The following is a 21,189-nucleotide window of genomic DNA, read 5'->3' on the forward strand; positions in this document are numbered from 1 at the left end:
GAGATTCAGGAGCGGGATAAAATATGGCGAAAACAGGGATGAGTATACGATGAAAAAGAAGATATTAAAAAATATGATCTGGCTGGTTTTGATCACGACGGTTCTGTGCTCCGCTGCACTTTCCGGGGTGATCTATCAGCGTTTTTATACCAGAATGAAGCAGGAGGTCCGGAGTGAGGCTTATTATCTGGCCCATGGTGTGGAGATGGCAGGCAGGGACTACCTGAATAAGATCAACAACAGGGAAGATAATAACCGGATCACGCTGATTGGGTCAGACGGTACCGTAGTATTTGATAATCAGGCCAACGAGTCGGCTATGGAAAACCACAATGACCGGCAGGAGGTGATAGATGCCAGGGAAACCGGCCGGGGAGAGCGTCAGGGTATATCCAGCACACTGGGAAGCAGGACATATTACTATGCGGTCGCCCTCGGCGATCAGAGCGTTCTGCGGGTGGCCAACACCACAGGCAGTGTGTTCTCCGCGCTGTTATCCTGCCTGCCTCTGATTTTGCTGATTGTCGCCGCGGTCATTATACTTGCCGTTCTCCTGGCACGGGAGCAGACGAAGAAAATAGTGGGACCGATCAATTCGATGAATCTGGACGCACCTCTGGAAAATGATGTGTATGAGGAGATATCTCCTCTGCTGATCCGGCTGGACCGGCAGCAGAAACTGATTGACGCCAATATGAAAGCACTGCAGGAGAAACAGGAAGAATTTGCCGCGATTACATCCCACATGCAGGAAGGCCTGATCGTAATCAATGAAAAGGGCACAGTGCTTTCCATCAACGCCAGTGCAAAGCAGATGCTCCGGGCCAAGGATAAGGACTATATAAACCGCCATATTCTGACGGTGAGCCGCAATCTGAGTCTGTCCAGGGCCATCGGCAGCATTTCTGACGGCAAACCCTTTGAGGGCAGCATGATAATCGGCGAGCGGCAGTATCAGCTTATGGCTAATCCTGTTTTTAAAAACGACAGGATTGGCGGAGGTGTTCTGCTGCTGGTGGATGTCACAGAGAGGGAAGCCAGAGAACAGCTCAGAAAAGAATTTTCGGCCAATGTTTCCCATGAGCTCCGAACCCCGCTCACTGCAATCTCAGGATATGCGGAGATCATGAAGGACGGGTTGGTCAAGCCGGGGGATATGACGGCATTCTCCCGGAAAATATACCAGGAGGCCAGCAGGCTGATCCATATGGTGGAAGATATTATTCAACTGTCCAGGCTGGACGAGGGGGAAATCAACCTGCCGAGGGAAAATGTGGATCTGTACACGCTCTGCGAAGAAATAACAGGACATTTGACAGAAGAGGCAGGGAAAAAACAGGTTCTGCTCTCAGTGACCGGAGAACATGCTTCCTATTACGGTGTCCGCCAGCTTCTGGAAGAGATGATTTATAACCTGTGTGAAAATGCGATTAAGTATAACCGGGAGGATGGGACAGGGATCGTTACCGCATCGGTCTACGAAGACTCCGTGAGTGCAGTTGTCACTGTGGAGGACAATGGAATCGGTATTCCTAAAGAACATCAGGACCGGGTATTTGAACGTTTTTACCGGGTGGATAAGAGCCATTCCAAAGAAACAGGAGGAACCGGACTGGGACTTTCGATCGTCAAGCATGCCGCCCGGTATCACGGCGGAAAGGTCCGCCTGTTCAGCGAGGAAGGGAAAGGGACCAGGGTAGAAGTAATATTGTTAAAAAAGAATGAAAGCCGGTAACTGCAGCAGACAGGTATCGGAAGGAAAAGGGCTGCGCCCGGAGACGATCTCCGGCACAGCCCTTTTCCTAATAAGATTAGAAGAATTCAGAATGTATTCTAGTTTGCGTTAGGAGACCGGTCTGCCCGATGTTTGTTCTTACATAGGAAAGTTCTCCAAACTTTCCTATGTAAGAACAAAACCATCCTATGCGCACTCGCGTAAAAGGAGAAAGTCAGCAAAGCGGACTACGCTCGGCGCGCAAAGCGTGCAAGCTTCTCAAAGATTGAGGGGCTAGTGAAGCTGCTGTGGGCTTGCTCACTTTGTTCTGCGAAGCAGCCGTTCGTACATGACAGCCATAAGGATTAACGCCATCAGCAGATAGAACGGAAACAGCCGGACACTGATGTGGTTGGCAATCAGACCGAACAGAGGGGGCATGATACATGTGCCTATGTAGGCACTCGCCATCTGCACTCCGATAATCGCCTGGGAGCGGTCTGCGCCGAAATGCTCCGGCGTGGAATGAATAATACACGGATAGATCGGAGCGCAGCCAAGACCGATAAAAATAAGACCTGCGAGGGCGGATACTTCTCCGAAGGGAAGCAGCATTGCTGCAACACCCACGGCCACCAGAACAAGGCCGAGGCGGATCATCTTCCTGTCATTTAACTTGAGTGTGAGGAAGCCGCTGACCGCCCTTCCTGCCGTTATGCCGATAAAGAACATGCTGGCGAACTTGGCGGCCGTCTCCATAGATAGGCCATTATTCAGAACCAGATAACTGCTGGCCCAGAGCCCTGTGGTCTGCTCCACGGCACAGTAAGCAAAAAAAGTAATCATGACCTCTTTTGCACCGGGAATCCGGAGAATCTGGCGCAGCGACAGGGCTTCCCCTGGCGGCGTGTCGTTCTGCGGCGAGGTTGAGGCTTCTGATGAAGGCCGCCTGCTCCAGAGCGGCAGGCTGAACAGCAGAATCGCTGTCAGGGCAATCTGTAAAAAGGAAATATAGCGGTAACCCATATTCCAGCCCTGGCCCCCGGTCAGGGCAAAACTCATGATATATGGTCCGATGGAAGCGCCCACGCCCCACATACAGTGAAGCCAGCTCATATGCCGGCTGGCATAGTGGAGCGCCACATAATTATTCAGGGAGGCGTCCACACTTCCGGCTCCAAATCCATAGGGGATCGCCCAAAGGCACAGCATCCAGAAGGAATGACTGATGGAAAAACCGAAGAGTGCGGCGGCCGTCATGGCAACGCTGATTGCCGTGACTTTGCCGGTGCCGAGCTTCCGGGTAAGACGGTCGCTCTGCAGACTGGATATCACAGTTCCCACGGCGATAATCATGGATATAATACCGGCATAGGAAACCGGGACGCTGAATTCCGTATAGATAGCCGGCCATGCCGAACCCAGAAGAGAATCGGGCAGCCCCAGGCTGATAAAAGACAGATAAATAACTGCTAATAATAAATGCACCATATTGTGTTCCTCCTAAACTTCTGATATGATTATATCATCATAAATGACGGAAATATAGGAATAAAGTCCCTAAATTATAGGATGAAACCGTCAAAATGGAGGTAAAAATGGCCCTATCTCAGTGCGATATAAAAATAAACAGTCAGGGAAGAGAGCTTTTGGATCATGGAAATACAATGTTTCCGGCCGCCTGCTATCTGGATGATTTGAGGCAGCAGCCCGTACCCTGGCACTGGCATGATGAGCTGGAGGCTGTAGTGGTGGCGGAGGGGCAGGCTGTTGTAGCAGCAGGCACGGAGAAACACACGCTGCGGCAGGGAGACGGCATTTTTATTAATGCCGGCGTTCTTCACGGAGCATGGAATGCGGGCGGCTCGGACTGTTACTTTCATTCTGTCGTATTTCATCCGCGTCTTGTAGGGGGGAGCATAGACAGTATTTACTGGCAAAATTATATGCAGCCTCTGCTGGATGACAACTTTTTAAAGAGTTTTCATATGACCTGCGGCACAGATGGATGGGAAATGGAGGCGCTGAATGCGGTGGAGGGGGCGTGGCAGGCGTGCGCCGCCGAAGAAGCTGGCTATGAATTTAAAGTAAGAGAGGAATTGTCACGGTTCGTCTTTCTGATGACCGGGCATCGGAGGATGGCAGAAAAAAAGCCTTCGGAGAAGGCACTGCGGGATGGGGAGCGGATTAAAATAATGCTGCAGTATATCCAGGAGCATTATGCAGAAGATCTGAGTACAGTAATGATTGCAAAAAGCGCCATGATCAGTGAGAGTGAATGTCTGCGCTGCTTTCACAGCACAATCGGGACTACCCCCAAACAATATCTGAAACAGTTCCGCATACAGAAGGCAGCCCAGCTTCTCCTGAAAACGGACGAGAAGATTGTTATGATCGGCACCCGCTGCGGTTTTCAGGAAATGAGTTATTTTGCGAAAACATTCCGGGAGCTCTGCGGCTGTACGCCGTCGGAATATAGAAAGAAGAATATCGAACTATGATAGAGGGGGAATTGCCTGACAAGGCAGTTCCCCCTCGAACGCTATTTGGAAAGCGGCAGAGAAAAGATAAATTCACTGCCCGCGCCCTCTGTACTGATGACATTGATATTTTCATTGTGGGCATTGATAATCTCTTTTACAATGGACAACCCAAGTCCCGTACCTTTTTTGTCCTTACCCCTGGATAAATCTGTCTTATAAAATCGGTCCCATACCTTATTGATGCTGTCCTGGGGAATTCCGATTCCTGCATCTTTCACGGATACAAAAAGCTTATTTCCACGAATTTCTGTCTTAATCTGAATGGAAGAATTCTGATGGCTGAATTTGATGGCGTTATCAATCAGATTATAAAGCACCTGCTGTATTTTGCCCAGATCTGCATCCACAAGGGTTTCTTCCTCTTCAAAAATCAGATTCAGGGTAATCCGTTTTTTCTGCCCGATCCCCTCAAAGCTCTCAGCCGTCTTTTTGATAATATGATTTATATCAAAGGATACGATATGAAGGTTGGCGTTTGTGCTTTTCATACTGTTTAATTCCAGCAGATTGGTAGTCAGCTTAGTCAGCCGTTCCGTTTCAAATAAAATAATATTCAAGTATTTTTCCTGCATTTCCGGCGGAATGGTACCGTCGATGATCGCCTCCGCATATCCTTTGATGGACGTCAGCGGTGAGCGGAAATCATGGGAGATATTCGCAATAAATTTGGACTGATATTCTTCCAGGTTGATGATACGGCTGGCCAGAAAATTAACCGAATCTGCCAGATCCTTGAATTCGTCATCTGACTTAACTCTGATCTGCTGCTCATAGTGTCCGGCAGAATATTCCTTGGCTCCTTTGGTGATCTTCCGGACCGGAATCGTAATGGCTATCGAAAATAGCAGAAACAGGATAAACAGTGAGGCTGCAATCAGCAGAGTTGACAGATTGACTACGTTCATGTAGGTCGTGACAGACTCTTCGATCGAAGCGTAAGATACCAGCATCACGATATAACCCTGTATTGTATAATTCAGGGATACCGGAAGGACAACGCTGATCATTGGTTCCGTAATTACATCCCCCATCAGCACATTTTCCGAAAAGCGCTGAGAGAGAAAATCCTCATTTAATTCATCTATACTCCGGGGCTGCTCCGGCGTAACACTGCTGCGTGTATCCAGGATCAGTTCCTTCTGGCGGTTTACGATCCATATCCTGGTATCAAGGGCAGTATCAATTGTGGTCAGCTGCGTTTTCAGATAATTAAAGGTCATAAGGTCACTAAAGTAGTTTTCCATATAACTTTCTGAGAGCACGCCGGCCTCTTTATAGAGTACATTTTTTTTCTGTTCAATCAGAGAATTCCTCAGGTAGGTACAGCCAAAGGTGTTGAAGATAAAAAACACCACAAGTACCATAATTAAAAAAATAAATACAAACTTTGTATGCAGTGTTTTACGCATTGACCGGTATCCTTTCCTCAGGCTTTTTTTACCTCGAATTTATAGCCGATTCCCCAGACCGTAGCCAGACGCCAGGCTTCGTGATCCTTAATTTTCTCCCGGAGCCGTTTGATATGAACGTCTACCGTCCTGGTGTCACCGATATATTCATAACCCCAGATGTGATCTAAAAGCTGTTCCCTGGTGAACACCTGATTCGGATGGGATGCCAGGAAATAAAACAGCTCCAGTTCCTTGGGAGGCATTTCCACGTTCTGCCCCAGATAGTTCACGCTGTAGTTGGACTGGTTAATAATCAGATCCGGATACTGTACATAATCGCCGGTCTGTTCCGGCAGCTTTTCCACCGGTTTGGGCGCCGGCTGGAAACGGCGCAGGACCGCCCGGACACGGGCCACCATCTCTTTGGAATCAAACGGCTTGATAATATAATCATCCGCCCCAAGTTCCAGGCCCAAAACCTTGTCAAACACCTCGCCCTTGGCAGAGAGCATTATGATCGGGACAGAAGACGTCTTTCTGATCTCCCGGCACACTTCATAGCCGTCAATCCCCGGCAGCATCAGATCCAGAAGGACCAGATTAGGCTCATAGGTACGAAACCCCTCAATAGCCGCCTCGCCGTCGTTCACAATCATTGTATCAAAACATTCCTTGGTCAGATACAGAGAAATCAGCTCTGCAATATTGTTGTCATCATCCACGATCAAAATCTTTTGTTTATCCATAGAAACCCCCATTAGAATGAAAAAGGAAGAAGGAAGAATGAATAATGTGCTTCATTCTTGAAAGCTGTTATTCATTTTTCACTATTCCTTCTTCATGCATCTTTATTTAAAAACAACAACCGTAACACCCGTACTGCCTTCCCCGAATTCTCCCAGACGGAAGGACTTTACATAGGACGTTTTTTTCAGATGATTATGCACGGCATTTTTCAGTGCGCCGGTACCGCGTCCGTGTATAATGGTAACCTGAGGCATGTGAGCCAGATAGGCATCATCCAGATATTTATCCAACAGCGGGATTGCTTCGTCTGTTGTTTTCCCGATGAGGTTGATATCCGGAGAGATTGTGGCGGATTTGGACATTTTTATCTTGCCTCCGCCTGTTTTTCCGACTCCCGGGCCGGTTACTGCCGGCTCGTTGATGAGTTCCAGATCCTTTATATTAACCTGTGAGCGGAGAATTCCCATCTGGACATAGAGATCTCCCTTGGCGTTGGGGAGTGTACTGACCGTACCATTCAGATTCAGACTTAAGACACGGACAGAGTCTCCTAATCTCAGATCAGAGGGCTTTAAACTGCCCGGCTTTCTGGAAGCGCCGATGGCAAGCTTTTCCTGTGCGGAACCGAGGCGCTTGTTCAGCGCGTTGCGTTCCTGCTCCATTTCTTTGGAAACGCCCTCTCTGGACCATTTGTTGTATTTCTTAATTGTCTCGTCTGCGTAATCCTTAGCTTCCTGAATAATATCTCTGGCCTTCTCATTCGCTTCTCGCAAAAGCCGTTCTCTGGATTGCTCAAGACGTTCCTGCTTACTCTTTAACTTCGTATTCAGCGCTTCAATTTCTTCCTTGTAGGCTGAAATCTGAGCCCGCTCCTGCTCCATAATAATACGGTTCTTCTCCAATTCTGCCAGAAGATCCTCAAAGTTCTGAGCTCCTGTTTCTATATGGGTCTTGGCGTCTTCTATAATTTCATCAGAAAGGCCTAATTTCCTGGAAATTGCAAATGCGTTGCTTTTACCGGGAATTCCGATTAGCAGCCGATAAGTAGGTGAAAGAGTTTCCACATCAAACTCACAGCATGCATTTTCCACACCCTCGGTAGAGAGAGCATATACTTTTATCTCAGAATAATGAGTGGTAGCCATCGTACGGACACCGCGCTTCTTTAAGAAAGAAAGTATAGAGATCGCCAGCGCCGCGCCCTCGGTAGGGTCTGTTCCGGCTCCAAGCTCGTCAAAGAGCACAAGGGATTTCCGGTTTGCCCGTTTGAGGATAGAGACCGTATTTACCATATGGGAAGAGAAGGTGCTCAGACTCTGCTCTATGCTCTGCTCATCCCCGATATCCGCATAGACTTCCTCAAAAACAGCCAGCTCAGAATGATCGAACGCAGGGATATGAAGACCTGCCTGGCCTAACAGGGTAAACAACCCAGTTGTCTTTAAGGAAACAGTCTTACCGCCGGTATTGGGACCGGTGATGATTAAAAGCGTAAAATCCTGTCCCAGTTTAATATCAATGGGGACAACCTTCTTCGGGTCGATCAGCGGATGCCGGGCCTTTTTTAAGTGAATAAAGCCCCGGGTGTTAAATTCCGGTTTGGTCGCTTTTAATGCTCTTGCCAGGGCGGCCTTAGCAAAGATAAAATCCAGGCGGGCAAGTGTCTCTACATTTATTTTAAGATTTTCTGTCTCCAGGGCGGCCTTAGCAGAAAGTTCCTCCAGTACCTTCTGGATTTCTTCCTGTTCCTTCGAGGCCAGTTCGGCCAGATCATTATTCAGCTTTACGACAGCCATCGGCTCGATAAATACCGTGGAGCCGGAGGAGGACTGGTCGTGAATCATGCCGGGAAAGGAAGAGCGGTATTCCATTTTTATAGGAAGACAGTACCTGCCGCTTCGCATGGTAATAATTCCATCCTGCAGCATGGTACGGGATGAATTTAAAATCTGATTTAACGTGGTATGCACTTTACTGTTCGTATTCTTGATCGCCTGCCGGACTTTGCGCAACGCGGGGCTGGCCTCGTCGCTGACCTCCTCCTCGGACACGATACAGCGCTTGATTTCCTGATTAAGAGGTGTAAGAGGCTCCAGTGCATCAAAATCGTTCTGAATGGAATCTGGTTCGGCCTCTTCCGAAACGTTGGTTCTGCCATAGGATTTCGCCTTGGCAGCGATATCCAGACAGCGGCTTACAGCCAGAAGCTCACCCATACCAAGGGTTCCGCCTATTTCCAGATGCATAATCGAAGGACGGGTATCACGAAGACCGGAAAAGAAAAGCTTGCCGTTCTTCATCACCCGTGTCAGGGCATCGGCTGTCTCAGACTGAGCTGTCTCGATCTCCTCCAGTGAGGACATGGGGACCAGCTTTCTGCACTGATCCTTACCCAGGGCCGAGTCCGCATATTCCGTTAATCTATCGATAATTTTGTCATATTCCAATGACCGCAGTACTTTTTTATTCATATTTAACTCCAACCATATTTCTGCTTATTCAAGGGTGAATCCCCGGCTGTCCTGCCGGAGTAAAGGACCGGTTGTCCTGACGTTCTGATACTTGTCTGAAAGGAGCCCGGACAAACGGCTGCTCTCTGTACGAACGTCTTATTCGAATGAGAAGAGTTTCCAGGGTGAAACTCCCGGTTTTTCTTGTATTCCTTATTATTTTACTCTATAATAATTTAAAACACAAATTATTTTGTTTCACAGGACGCACTGCGGCAGAGCAGAATTTTTCCGCTGAAGCAAACTGCCGCAGGCGGAGAATTTCACAGGCAGAATTCTTTTTTATATGAGGAGAAAAGCTCATGTCTACAAAAGAACGTGAGGGCGAAAACCCGGAACAAAAAGAACAGGAAGAATACTCTTTTATCCAGGAAAAGGTTGTACCAAAGAAGAGGAATAAACTGAAAAAATTTGGTATTGCTCTGCTGGTTACACTATTGCTGGCTATCATTTTCGGCCTGGTAAGCAGCCTTGTTTTTTATGTGTCAGGAAACTTTATCAAGGATGCATTTTCGCGGGACGACGGTAAGCAGAAGGTTGTGCTGGATCAGGACCCTGACCCGGGAGATACGGAACCGGAGGATAAGCCGGGAGATACGAAGCCGGACGATACGAAAAAGGAAGACGAAAAGGACGGGGAAGATGAGGAGGCTGCACTGGAAGATTATGCAGCCGCATACACGAAATTAACGGAGGTGGCCGCAAAGGTAAATCAGTCGATCGTAACGGTAACCGGAGTGACCAGCGGGACAGACTGGTTCCTGAACAATTCAGAGAAAACGAATGCGACGTCCGGACTGATCTATGCAGAAAACGGCAAGGAGCTGCTGATTCTGGTAAACCGGAGTAAAATTATAGATGTCAATGAGATAAGAGTTACGTTCCGTAATCTGGCGGTATCTGTGGCGGCGCTCTACGATGCGGACCCGGTAACCGGACTTGCGGTGGTCGCGGTGCCTATGAATGAAATCAATGCGGAGACCAAGGAGAGCTATAAAATAGCAGACCTGGGAGAATCCTATACGCTGACTACGGGAATGCCGATTCTGGCTCTGGGCAGCCCCAATGGATACTTATATTCCATGGAGCCGGGTATCATTACCAACCGGAAGTCGGAGATCACCGTGGTGGATAATAAGCTGGAACTGTTTAACACGGATGTAAACGATAATTCCAACGGAGACGGTGTGATCGTAAATCTGGAAGGGCAGGTTGTGGGTATTATTACCAGCCAGTTTAAGAAGGATTTAAATAAAAATATTTCGACAGCCATCTCTATTTCCAAGGTGAAGCCTCTTCTGGAAAATATGGCGAACCAGGAAAGCCGTCCCTACCTGGGCGTGGTGGGCAGCGAGCTGACCAACGATGCGGCCAAGGCGCTGCACGTACCTTATGGTATCTATATCACGGAGGTGGAGACTGGTTCACCGGCATTTGAAGCCGGTCTGCAGAGAGGTGATATTATTACTCAGATGGATGACGTCATAATCAGTAATTTTGTGAATTTCAGGACTGCGTTGACAGAGGCCGGGCCAAATCATAAAATGAAGATGACCATTGTGAGGACCACTAAGACAGTGGACAATGTGCTGGATATGGAAATTACGTTGAAGGAACAGAAAAAATAAGACACAGACCCTCTCGGGAAAATCTTTCTGGGAGGGTGTTCTTATGACATTATAATTGAGAGAAAGGTGCAGGTATAACATGAGGTATATCAAGGAGTTACGTGACGGAGAAATGATACAGGAGACGTATCTGTGCAAGACAAAGCAGTCCCTGAAGACAAAAGCGGGAAAGAGCTATTATTCTCTGCTGCTGCAGGATAAAACAGGAACGATAGATGCGAAAATATGGGAATTGTCCAATGGTATAGATCATTTTGAGGCTATGGATTACATAAAGGTGGATGCACAGGTTGTACTGTTTCAGAATTCTCCCCAGCTGAATATCCGCCGTGTGAGAAAGAGCTCGGCCGGGGAGTACGATATGTCAGATTATATGCCCACCACTGAAAAAAATGTGGAGGCAATGTGCCGTCAGTTAAACGACTACATCGCCAGTATTGAAGAACCCCATCTGAAGCAGCTGCTGGAGAAGTTCTTCGTGGAGGATACTGCATTTTTAAAGACCTTTATCAATCACTCCGCGGCGAAAACCGTCCACCACAGCTTTATGGGCGGACTGCTGGAGCATACGTTAAGTGTAGCGGAAAATGCCAACTATATGGCGGAGCACTACACCTATCTGAATCGTGATCTGCTGGTGTCAGCCGCTATTTTGCATGATATCGGAAAGACAAGAGAGCTCTCCGCTTTTCCGGAAAATGATTATACCGATGACGGCCAGTTTTTAGGCCATATTTATATGGGAACGGAAATGATTTCCGACAAAATCAGGGAGATTTCCGGTTTTCCCGTCATCCTGGCAGGAGAACTGAAACACTGTATCCTGTCCCATCACGGTGAGCTGGAATATGGTTCCCCGAAGAAGCCTGCCATCGCGGAGGCGGTTGCCCTGAATCTGGCCGACAATATGGATGCGAAGTTACAGACACTTCTGGAAGTGTTAAAGGGCGGAGAGGAAAAGGCGGAGTGGCTGGGCTACAACCGGCTCTTTGAGTCCAATATCCGCAGAACTACAATATAAGTTCTAAGCTGAGGATTAATAATGGAAGAAAAACGGATCTGGAAGAAGAACGACGAATTAATACTGACAATTGAAGATCTGGGATCAGAGGGAGAGGGCATAGGCCATGTAGATGGCTATGCCCTGTTTGTCAAAAATGCGGTCCCGGGCGATAAAATAAAGGCGAAAATAATCAAGGCCAAGAAGAACTACGGCTATGCGATCATACAGGAGCTGATGGAGCCTTCGCCCTGGAGGGCGGAACCGGTCTGCCCCATTGCGGGCAAATGCGGCGGCTGCCAGATGCAGCATATCTCCTATGAAAAACAACTGGAATTCAAGCGGAACAAAGTCTATAACTGCCTGAAACGGATCGGCGGCCTGGAAGACATAGAAGTAGAACCGGTGATTGGAATGGAGAATCCCTATCACTACCGCAATAAAGCCCAGTATCCGGTGGGCCTGGATAAGGAAGGCGGTCTGATCACGGGATTTTATGCAGGCCGCACGCACACGATCATGCCGGCGGACACCTGTTATATTCAGCATCCTGTCAATGAAGAGATTTTAAGGATCATCAAGGACTTTATGAGAGAATACCGGATCAAACCCTACGATGAAAAGACCGGAAAAGGGCTTGTGCGGCATATCATAACCCGCGTGGGTTATTCTACGGGTGAGATCATGGTCTGTCTGGTGATTAACGGCAGCAGCCTTCCCCACAGTGAGAAGCTGACAGAACGTCTTGCGCAGATCAAAGGGATGAAAAGTATCTGCCTGAACATAAATCAGGAGAATACGAATGTGATATTAGGGGAAAAGATCATTCCCCTTTTTGGAGAACCTTATATCTGTGACTACATTGGGGAGATCAAATACCGGATCTCGCCTCTCTCTTTCTACCAGGTGAATCCGGAGCAGACCAGAAAGCTCTATGAGAAGGCTCTGGAATTCGCAGGGCTGACCGGGAAGGAAACGGTCTGGGATCTGTACTGCGGGATCGGGACCATCTCTCTCTTTCTGGCTAAGCAGGCAAAAAAGGTCTGCGGCGTGGAGATCGTACCGAGGGCAATTGAGGATGCAAAATGGAACGCAAAGGAAAATGGAATCGATAATGCGGAGTTTTTTGCAGGGGCGGCGGAGGACGTGCTTCCGGCTGTTTACAAAGAAAGCGGCGGCAGCCTGCGGGCGGATGTGATTGTAGTGGACCCGCCGAGAAAAGGCTGTGAGGAAAGCCTTCTGGATACCATCGCGGACATGGAGCCGGAACGGATCGTGTATGTGAGCTGTGATCCGGCAACCCTGGCACGGGACTTAAAGTATCTGGGCAGCAGGGGGTATAGGGTGAATAAGGTGCAGCCCGTGGACATGTTTGGGCATTCGCGGCATGTGGAAACGGTAGTACTTCTGGAACGGAAAACGTTGTAAATCAAAGGGTTCCGGGGTTTTTAGTGAAATATGTAGGTGTGCTTATGGGGCATTTTGAGCTAAATATGTTTCCTTTTACTGTGCTGGGGTAAGAAAAATAAACATTTTGGCAAAATTTATTTATGGGTACATAATATGATAAATTGGATATGATTTTATAAAATGAAGAAAATATAATTCTATACTGAGGAGTGTGTACCTAGAATGCTAAAGATATCACACATGAAAGGTATTATAATTACAGAAATTTTGTTTTTCTAGAGGAACAAGATATTAGCGGAATGCTGGGAAGATATGTTGCCTAAATATTTGTAAGGAAGTAAATAGATACTCCTTTTAATAAATAATTGATTTGTATTTTGTCATGTAGTATAAAACTTCTATTCACAAGAGGTTGAAATCCAGGTACTTCTAAAACCTGAATTGCAGTAGAATAAAAGGGATAGACGGGGAATCTGTGTTTCAATGTTCTTAGATAAAAAAATAAAGAAGGGGAAGAGAAGATAAATATCATGCAATACATCTGGCTTTCTTATGATATTTTTAATTCTTATGGTGGAGTCGCAATTTCTAAAGTCACAGATAAGAATTTATGGATGAGAAGTTATGAGATATGGGGGCACGCAAATGATTTAATTGAGGCATCTGAGGAAGAGTTTTTTTTATCAGATGGAATAACGAATTTAAAACGTTCTTTAAATCATAGATTACAGTTGATTGAAAAAATGTATCAATTTAAGAAAATAGATTTTGCATATAAACCAAAAGGATACTTGGAATTACTAGAGACATATGGTTTAGTAAGACCATATATTATGAAAGAGTTATTAAAGATACGAAATGGAATTGAACATTATGATGAAAAACCGCCTAACAAGCTTAGATGTAGAGAACTGTCCGATGTTGTTTGGTATTTTTTGAAATCCACAGATAATATTGTGCAAGTAATGAAATATGTGATTGAATTTATTATTTTGGATGAATGTGGTGAGGAGACAGAATTTAGGTATACAGTTCAGTTGGATTGGGATAGACATTATAATCTAGAAATTAAAGGTTTGTTTCCAGCAGAATATATTTCACAAGGTAGTAATGAAAAATTTATTAAGGTAGAAAAGCTACAAGACAAAATATTATATCAATCTAAAGGAAATAGTGGGGGGATTGTTAATGGGAAATTTTCATTGTCAAAAGAGGATTATCATATGTTATTAAAAGATATTCTAATGTATGCAAGTTAGATTGAAGTTAAATATGATTGGATAAAAAGAGATGATATAATTTTGCCGATTTATAAGTGGGTGAGTTGGGAAAGGTAATAGTTAAGTTTTGCTATGTAGTATAAAAGTTGACTTTCACCGCATGTGGAGACGGTATGCTTACTGTCAAGAAAAGTCTAATAAATCAAAGATTTCTGTGATTTTGGAAGAAAAATGGATGTTAGTTTCTGTTTCCGCAGAGTGAAGATATAATCATAGATTTACCCCAGGGGATAGGCTTTGGAGAACAGGAGATATACATTCGGGCGAAGGGATACTTTTTCGCATAAGTTATTTCACGTTATGAGGATGAGAAGATGAGTATGATTTTGAAAATTTACAAGAGTATAGGAAAGCACTGTACTTGCTTGCATTACTTGATAATAGAGGGATAAATTAGTTGATTTTCCGCGCCAGTGTATGAGTTACACAGTTAAATATTCTAACGAAGGCTTTGCAAATCAAAAGGCAGAGGATTTTAGACAGCTTACCGAAAAACGAGGATTCATTTCAAAGAAAATATATTTTCTGGAGATGTATACTTCGTTAATAGCATGTTTAAGTAGAATATTTATAGATGGTTCAAGTTCTATGTCTTTGGAAGGTTTTTATTTTCTAATGGAACAAGTATAAAGTTATGTCGGGGCTGCAGGAGGTACAATGGGAAAAATAATTAAGGAAACTATTCATGCTAATGGGATAGATATTGGAATTTATACGCAAGATTTTGAAAATGAATATATTTCGTTGACAGATATTGCACGATACAAAAGTGATGACCCAACAGCGGTTATTCAAAACTGGATGAGAAATCGAGATGTGATAGAATTTCTGGGATTGTGGGAAAGTCTACATAATACAGATTCTAAACCCCTCGAATTCGAGGGGTTTAGAAAACAGGCGGGAGCAAATGCATTTACAATGTCGCCCAAGAAGTGGATAGAAGCTACAGATGCAATCGGTATTGTTTCAAAAGCAGGACGCTATGGCGGAACATATGCCCATAGCGATATTGCTATGTCTTTTGCAACTTGGATTTCACCTGAATTTCAGTTATATATTATGAAGGATTACAGGAGACTAAAAACAGATGAGAATAGTAGGCTGTCGTGTAACTGGAATTTGAACAGAGCAATTTCAAAATTAAATTATAGGATACATACGGATGCCATTAAGGCTAATTTACTTCCATCGGATTCCATCGGAATTAACTCCTGCACAGATAGCCTATACATATGCGAATGAAGCAGATATATTGAATGTCGTTTTGTTTGGAAAGACGGCGAAACAGTGGAAGGATGAAAATCTAGGGGCGAAAGGAAATATGCGGGATGTGGCAACACTAAACCAGTTATTGGTGCTTGCGAATCTGGAAAGTTACAATGCTGTACTGATTAAGCAAGGAAAAAATCAAAAAGAGAGAATGAAATCACTTCGCCAATTGGCAGTACAACAGCTACAGACGTTGGAAACGATGTGTTTAAATAATTTGCCTAAATTAGAAGTTGATCAATAGAAGAAGTAGACAGTATTAAAATGTTTTAAGCTAAAGTGGATGTTGTTTTGCTATTTACTGATCATGAAAACGGTGGTGTGAAGAGTATGAAACGATATGTTGCGCTACTAAGAGGTATCAATATCAGCGGAAGAAAAAAGATCACAATGGCTGAATTGAAAGAAAACCTAGAAGATATGGAATTTGAGAACGTTGTTACTTATCTGAACAGCGGCAATGTTTTATTCTCCTGCAATGTTGCGGATGAAGCTGAGATTTCCCGTAAAATCGAAGAGATGATAAGGGATAAGTTTGGTCTTGAGATACCGGTGTATGTCAAGGATATGGAATTTATAAACGATATACTGAGCCATGCACCAAGTTGGTGGGGTACGGACAGCAAAGAGATTTATGACAATCTGATTTTTGTAATACCGCCTGCAGATGCGGAAATGATAGTTGATAAAATAGGCGAACCGACGGAAAATCTGGAGAAAATTAAAATCTATAAGAACATCATTTTCTGGTCCTTTAACCGAAAGAGTTATTCAAAGGCAAACTGGTGGAAGAAAACAGCAAGTGCCGGTATAGGAGAATGGCTCACCATCAGAACTGCGAATACGGTTCGGAAATTAGCTGATCTGGACCGAAAACGGAGTCAACAGCATAAGTAATGGCAAGTTAACTTTTAGTTATGGGTGGCAGAGCTTTGCCGGGCGAGGTAAAACCTATGATAAATTGGATTATGAATAACAAGGAATGGATATTTAGCGGTGTGGGGATAGCAATCCTGTCGGCTGCTTTCGCAGGATGGAAAAAGAAACGGTCTCAGAAAGGCGACGGGACGATTCAGGTAAGTGGGGATAAAAATATAGTTGGTGACGGCAATGTTGTCCAGATTTATGCTGCCGCCCCTGTAAAAAAATCCAGAATAAAGATTGTGGATATTACGGTAAATGATGAAAGAGAATTTATCGTTGATATTAAGCTGAGGAATACAGGGGATGAAGTGGCTTTTCTGAAAAAAATATCTTTTGATATTATGGACTACTACGATTTAGAGAATCCACAGGTGACGGAATTTCAGATGATAGGCCCTTCTGCCGAGTATGATGTGATTCTGGACGACAGGCCCAGACAGGAGTTTAGCATCTCACAGAGTATAGGTCCTAATGAAGTGGACCGGTTTGAGTTAAAGATGGCAAGCTCTACCGCAGAAGCACGGATGGCAACGATCTATTATCTGTCGTTGTCTATCATCTATGACGAAGATGATAAAACTGAAAAATCAGGAAATTATGTCTGGGCTGTGATGTCCAACCAAAGATGGGCCGGTTGTTACATTAACCATATGAATATGGATATTGCTCGTAAAAACTATTTGAAGCTTGTGGAATTTAATCAATACGACGGAATCAAGAGTGCAAATTTTAACGGTATTCTAAACAGCTATGAAACGAACAAAGCGGATTTTTATTAAAAGGGCGGTATTTGTTAATGAATTACAAAGAACAGATCAATCCGGAATTAAAGAAAATCGCCAGAAATGTACCCTATAACAAGGTGGTTATAAAGTGTGCCAATATGTTTCAGGCTGTATCCTTCCGTTTAACAAGGATTCCCAGGGAAATTAAGAATCGATGCATTACTGTCGAAGGATACAAGGGGCTGAAATATAGGGTGGATATATTTGAACCATCAAATGTAAGAGAAAAGCTGCCCTGTTTGATCTATGTGCATGGAGGAGCATTCAGCTATAAGGCTTCTGCCCATCACAAAAAGCTTGCATGTATGTATGCATTGAAAGCAAAATGCCGGGTTTATTTTCCGGATTATCATTTGACGCCCAGATATCCCTATCCGGCTGCGTATGATGATGTTTTGGCGTTATATAAATGCATCATGGAGAAGTCAGAAGAATTTGGTATTGACAGTGAAAAGATTGGATTGGCCGGAGATAGCGCAGGGGGATCTATTGCTGCATTGATTTGTAACAATTATGAACATGAAAATTTGAAACAGCCCTGTGCTCTAATGATGGTATATCCGTTAACCGGCATAGATATGCAGACGGATTCGATGAAAACGTTTTCAGATACTCCGCTATGGAATGCAAAGAATAACAGAAGAATGTGGTTATATTATTGTAAGAATTTGAACGCTAAGGATGCATACGGAACTTCTCCAATGCACTGTGATTTGCCTTCAAAAATACCAGATACATATATCGAAACTGCAGAATATGACTGTTTGCATGATGAGGGTATCTTATATGGAAAACGCTTGCGGGAAGCAGGGGCGAATGTTGTAATAAATGAAACCAGAGGAACCTTTCATGGATATGACTCTGCCTTAAACACGAAAATAGCGATGAGCAATATTGAAAAGCGCATTGCATTTTTGAAGCAAGGGTTCCATGATGGTTCGGCAATCTGAAAATTGCAGGGAGGAACGTATTATGAATGCAATCATACGTCAAGGCAACGGGGAGTATTACTGTTCTGCTGTATTTGGCTGTTATGACGACGGCAAAGAAGCGTATAGCTACGGTATGTATTATATTGTTTTGAATCAAAATAAGACCAAACTGGTCAAACAGCCTTTGTTTCATCCGGACCGGAGTCAATCGCTGGATAAAATGGTGCTGATCTTTGATGGAGATCAGACAAACTGGGTAGTGGATGAGAAAGGATTCGGCGGGGTTGATTTCCTTCCGAAGGAAGAAAGCCTGAGGATTGTGGATACGGGAAGAATCGATGATGACTTGTTGAATAAATGCCTTCAGATGGATTCGTCTGTACAATTTAGTGAGTACAACGAGATAAAAACAGAGCAGGATATGGAACGCTTTATGATGGTCACAGGCGGGTTTCATGACGCTGTGATCTCAAAGCTTGAGCAGAAGCAGGATGGTTCAGTCTCTGTGTCATTTGACGGCATTTGGGGCTGCTCTGTTGAGATTTATTTTCAAGGTGATGTTACTTATTGTACGGAAAGCAGAAATCCGGCTCTCCATGACCCGTACTGGTTTGATGCTTCTGTACTTATGGAGAATGGATATTTTATTTTTGTGGACGAAGAAAATGTGAGCGCTGATGTGATCAATGATAATTACTGCTGGTTCAGGGCGAAATCCATGGCCTATCATCTTATCCCGGAATAATCTATTGTGCGGAATGGGAACCAGGTGAAACAAGATGGCTGATAACCGGAAAAATATAGATAAATAGGAGGAATCGCAGCATGTATTCCATGAAAGAGCGAGCCAGAAAGATTCAGGAGTTTTGCATTGCCCAGAATACAGCCAACCCGTTTCAGATATTCAGAGCTGCTGCGGAACAAGAGTTTATAAGGATACATGGGCCGGAACATCATATATTAGACGGCGCCTGTATTCTGACGGCATTTCGGAATGCAGGAGGAAAAATAGATTTAAAGGAGGCACTGGCAAAGCTGACGGATCAGGGGATGCAGATGCCGGGCGCCATATGCGGATTTTGGGGTGTCTGCGGATCTGTAACTTCAATCGGGGCGGCCCTTGCCATAATTGACGGAACCGGCCCCCTGACGTCTGATTCCACATGGGGAGATCATATGAAGTTTACCTCCGATGCGCTGGCAGTTATGTCAGATGTGGGAGGCCCAAGATGCTGTAAGAGAAATGCACTTATTTCTATGGGAGAAGCAGTTGATTACATTAATGCTGCTTATCATCTTAGACTGGAACAGGAACAAGTAGTTTGTCACTTCAGTCATAAGAATGAACAGTGCATCCGCTCAAAGTGTCCATTTTTCCATGGGCAGCAGGATCTTGTCCTGCGTCAGACCTTCTAAAACCATTTCTTTCTCTTGAAAAACCAAACCATAACACCTACGATCAGGATACTGATTCCGATGACCACCGGATAACCGTACTCCCAGCGCAGCTCCGGCATACCCACAAAATTCATCCCATACCAGCCTGCAATTAGAGTGAGAGGCAGAAAAATGACGGTTACTATCGTAAATATTTTCATCAGATCATTCTGATGGATAGCGAGCTGAGACTGATAGGCTTCCCGCATCTGCATTACCATTTCCTGCAGGTCCCGGACCGCGTTCAGATACCGGTCTGTACGGGATTTCAGCACGGTAAGGCGTCTGACGGCGATATCAGATAATAACTGATTATCATTTGCCGCCATTTCATCGAATATGGTATTAAGCTGTTCATAATAGCGTTTGCGCCGGAGCAGCTCCTTCCGCCACAGAGCAAAGTGTTTTGGGGTATCCGGTGTACCGGACTCCAGGAGTCGGCTTTCCTCATCGTTTAATGTCTGTTCGAACCGTTCCAGAGAATCCATATCGCCTTTCAGCAGGCGGCTGAAAAATCGGTACAAAAACAGACCGTTTTCCAGGGAGCCGGCCTCCTGAATGTCCTCGGCAGCTGTCGTTACCGTCTGTGTGACCAGATCACTCTCACAGAAGAAAAGAAGATAGTCCCGATCCATATAGATGATTATTTTGGGTGTATCTATCTCATTCCCATGGACGTTATAGTAATTAAAGGCCAGCAGATTGAAGTCATCAAAGGACTCGAAACTCTCCGCCTCACATGCGTGTATATAGTGAAAGACTTTAGGTTTCATCAGGGAAACGGCTTCATCCATTCTGGAAAACGGCAATATTTTAAACATATTTCTCCTCCGTCATGTACAGGTATAATATTCATTAGAAATTATACCATAACTGCAAAACATTATGGAACCCTCGGAGGGATGTGCACTTCGCGCATTGGAAAAAGGCCTTGGGCCTTATGCGCTCCGGCACAGGTATAATGTCGGCAGACCCATCGGATTAGAACAGGTCCTAAAGCAGCTGTACATGAAATGCTGTTGTCTGAGGGGGAATACTTGCTGTCTGAAAGTTTGCATGGGTTACTCTGACCATCTGTCCGGGCATGAGGGAGGAAAAACGAATCGGAGCGCCAAAACGATTGGTAAATGTAGTTGCGTTTGTTATGATAAACCGGGTTTGATCATTCCAGTTCCTCGGATTTTCCGTTAAAATATATCTGTTTTCGAAATCAACCAGGACGATGCGGCCTGTTGTTGCTGAAGGAGATGGCTGAGGCTGAGGGTTTCTCTGAACAGCAACCAGAAAAGCGTTGGCCTGAGGCGGTATGCTCATTGTCATCTGGGGAGAAATCAGGGCGCTAATCACCATACCACGCTGCAGGCAGCATACACACATGTTCTGCCGGAGTGTATTAAATATAACAGTACCCCTGTTCAGGTTCAGCCGGATTCTTTGTACATTCATATTATTGCGTCCTGGTACAGTATAAGAAACCAGTATAGACCCGCTGCCATTGTTCATACACGACACATCTTCGATGACCGCGTTATCAATCCGCATCATGTTTCCTTGGGGAATCATGGTTCTCAAAAGCTCATTAATCATGGAATATGACCACCAATTGTTTTACACTATGT

Annotated in this window: 17 protein-coding genes and 1 pseudogene; 12 read left to right on the forward strand and 6 right to left on the reverse strand. The window is 44.9% G+C overall.

What is annotated here, in order from left to right; translation table 11 throughout:
• Nucleotides 1-49 precede the first annotated feature (49 nt).
• On the forward strand, nucleotides 50-1,735 hold the full coding sequence (locus ABCW47_RS01070; RefSeq protein ID WP_343208013.1) for a sensor histidine kinase: 1,686 nt from the start codon (nucleotides 50-52) through the stop codon (nucleotides 1,733-1,735).
• A 297-nt stretch (nucleotides 1,736-2,032) separates the two neighbouring features.
• On the opposite strand, the gene ABCW47_RS01075 is transcribed toward ABCW47_RS01070, so the two are convergent.
• Nucleotides 2,033-3,205 (reverse strand): MFS transporter, encoded by a 1,173-nt coding sequence (locus ABCW47_RS01075; protein WP_343208014.1) that lies wholly within the window; start codon nucleotides 3,203-3,205, stop codon nucleotides 2,033-2,035.
• Nucleotides 3,206-3,300: 95 nt separating this feature from the next.
• On the opposite strand from ABCW47_RS01075, the gene ABCW47_RS01080 reads away from it, so the two are divergent.
• Nucleotides 3,301-4,215, forward strand: a complete 915-nt coding sequence (locus ABCW47_RS01080; protein WP_343208015.1) for an AraC family transcriptional regulator — start codon at nucleotides 3,301-3,303, stop codon at nucleotides 4,213-4,215.
• 41 nt (nucleotides 4,216-4,256) lie between these two features.
• On the opposite strand, the gene ABCW47_RS01085 is transcribed toward ABCW47_RS01080, so the two are convergent.
• The 3 genes from ABCW47_RS01085 to ABCW47_RS01095 all read right to left on the reverse strand — a co-directional run bounded on the left by ABCW47_RS01085 (nucleotide 4,257) and on the right by ABCW47_RS01095 (nucleotide 8,866).
• Complete coding sequence (locus ABCW47_RS01085) at nucleotides 4,257-5,666, reverse strand: sensor histidine kinase (protein WP_343208016.1); 1,410 nt, start codon at nucleotides 5,664-5,666, stop codon at nucleotides 4,257-4,259.
• Nucleotides 5,667-5,683: 17 nt separating this feature from the next.
• Entirely contained in the window at nucleotides 5,684-6,394 is a 711-nt protein-coding gene (locus tag ABCW47_RS01090; RefSeq protein ID WP_343208017.1) for a response regulator, read from the reverse strand.
• Between the two features lie 102 nt (nucleotides 6,395-6,496).
• Nucleotides 6,497-8,866 carry an endonuclease MutS2 gene (locus ABCW47_RS01095; protein ID WP_343208018.1) on the reverse strand — a complete coding sequence of 790 codons (2,370 nt, stop codon included), beginning with the start codon at nucleotides 8,864-8,866 and terminating at the stop codon, nucleotides 6,497-6,499.
• A 341-nt stretch (nucleotides 8,867-9,207) separates the two neighbouring features.
• Here ABCW47_RS01095 and ABCW47_RS01100 point away from each other — a divergent pair, with 341 nt between their 5' ends.
• The 10 genes and pseudogenes from ABCW47_RS01100 to ABCW47_RS01145 all read left to right on the forward strand — a co-directional run bounded on the left by ABCW47_RS01100 (nucleotide 9,208) and on the right by ABCW47_RS01145 (nucleotide 19,549).
• Complete coding sequence (locus tag ABCW47_RS01100) at nucleotides 9,208-10,533, forward strand: S1C family serine protease (RefSeq protein WP_343208019.1); 1,326 nt, start codon at nucleotides 9,208-9,210, stop codon at nucleotides 10,531-10,533.
• Between the two features lie 79 nt (nucleotides 10,534-10,612).
• A complete protein-coding gene (locus ABCW47_RS01105; protein WP_343208020.1) occupies nucleotides 10,613-11,554 on the forward strand; it encodes a 3'-5' exoribonuclease YhaM family protein in 942 nt (313 codons plus the stop codon).
• A 21-nt stretch (nucleotides 11,555-11,575) separates the two neighbouring features.
• Nucleotides 11,576-12,961, forward strand: coding sequence for a 23S rRNA (uracil(1939)-C(5))-methyltransferase RlmD (rlmD, locus tag ABCW47_RS01110; protein ID WP_343208021.1), 1,386 nt, complete (start codon nucleotides 11,576-11,578; stop codon nucleotides 12,959-12,961).
• Between the two features lie 512 nt (nucleotides 12,962-13,473).
• On the forward strand, nucleotides 13,474-14,202 hold the full coding sequence (locus ABCW47_RS01115; RefSeq protein ID WP_343208022.1) for a hypothetical protein: 729 nt from the start codon (nucleotides 13,474-13,476) through the stop codon (nucleotides 14,200-14,202).
• Between the two features lie 678 nt (nucleotides 14,203-14,880).
• A pseudogene (locus tag ABCW47_RS01120) lies at nucleotides 14,881-15,736 on the forward strand (KilA-N domain-containing protein).
• A gap of 86 nt (nucleotides 15,737-15,822) precedes the next feature.
• A complete protein-coding gene (locus ABCW47_RS01125; protein ID WP_343208023.1) occupies nucleotides 15,823-16,389 on the forward strand; it encodes a DUF1697 domain-containing protein in 567 nt (188 codons plus the stop codon).
• Between the two features lie 56 nt (nucleotides 16,390-16,445).
• A complete protein-coding gene (locus tag ABCW47_RS01130) occupies nucleotides 16,446-17,195 on the forward strand; it encodes a hypothetical protein (protein ID WP_343208024.1) in 750 nt (249 codons plus the stop codon).
• A gap of 200 nt (nucleotides 17,196-17,395) precedes the next feature.
• Nucleotides 17,396-18,151, forward strand: a complete 756-nt coding sequence (locus ABCW47_RS01135) for an alpha/beta hydrolase (protein WP_343208025.1) — start codon at nucleotides 17,396-17,398, stop codon at nucleotides 18,149-18,151.
• A 22-nt stretch (nucleotides 18,152-18,173) separates the two neighbouring features.
• Complete coding sequence (locus tag ABCW47_RS01140; protein WP_343208026.1) at nucleotides 18,174-18,878, forward strand: hypothetical protein; 705 nt, start codon at nucleotides 18,174-18,176, stop codon at nucleotides 18,876-18,878.
• Nucleotides 18,879-18,958: 80 nt separating this feature from the next.
• On the forward strand, nucleotides 18,959-19,549 hold the full coding sequence (locus tag ABCW47_RS01145; protein ID WP_343208027.1) for a DUF5714 domain-containing protein: 591 nt from the start codon (nucleotides 18,959-18,961) through the stop codon (nucleotides 19,547-19,549).
• On the opposite strand, the gene ABCW47_RS01150 is transcribed toward ABCW47_RS01145, so the two are convergent.
• Both ABCW47_RS01150 and ABCW47_RS01155 read right to left on the reverse strand, forming a co-directional pair.
• A complete protein-coding gene (locus ABCW47_RS01150; RefSeq protein ID WP_343208028.1) occupies nucleotides 19,546-20,391 on the reverse strand; it encodes a magnesium transporter CorA family protein in 846 nt (281 codons plus the stop codon). The two genes, ABCW47_RS01145 and ABCW47_RS01150, sit on opposite strands and share 4 nt — an antisense overlap.
• A 172-nt stretch (nucleotides 20,392-20,563) precedes the next feature.
• Nucleotides 20,564-21,157 (reverse strand): hypothetical protein, encoded by a 594-nt coding sequence (locus ABCW47_RS01155; RefSeq protein ID WP_343208029.1) that lies wholly within the window; start codon nucleotides 21,155-21,157, stop codon nucleotides 20,564-20,566.
• Nucleotides 21,158-21,189 lie beyond the last annotated feature (32 nt).

The sequence above is a fragment of the Anaerolentibacter hominis genome (assembly GCF_032380675.1).
Classification (GTDB): domain Bacteria; phylum Bacillota; class Clostridia; order Lachnospirales; family Lachnospiraceae; genus Anaerolentibacter; species Anaerolentibacter hominis.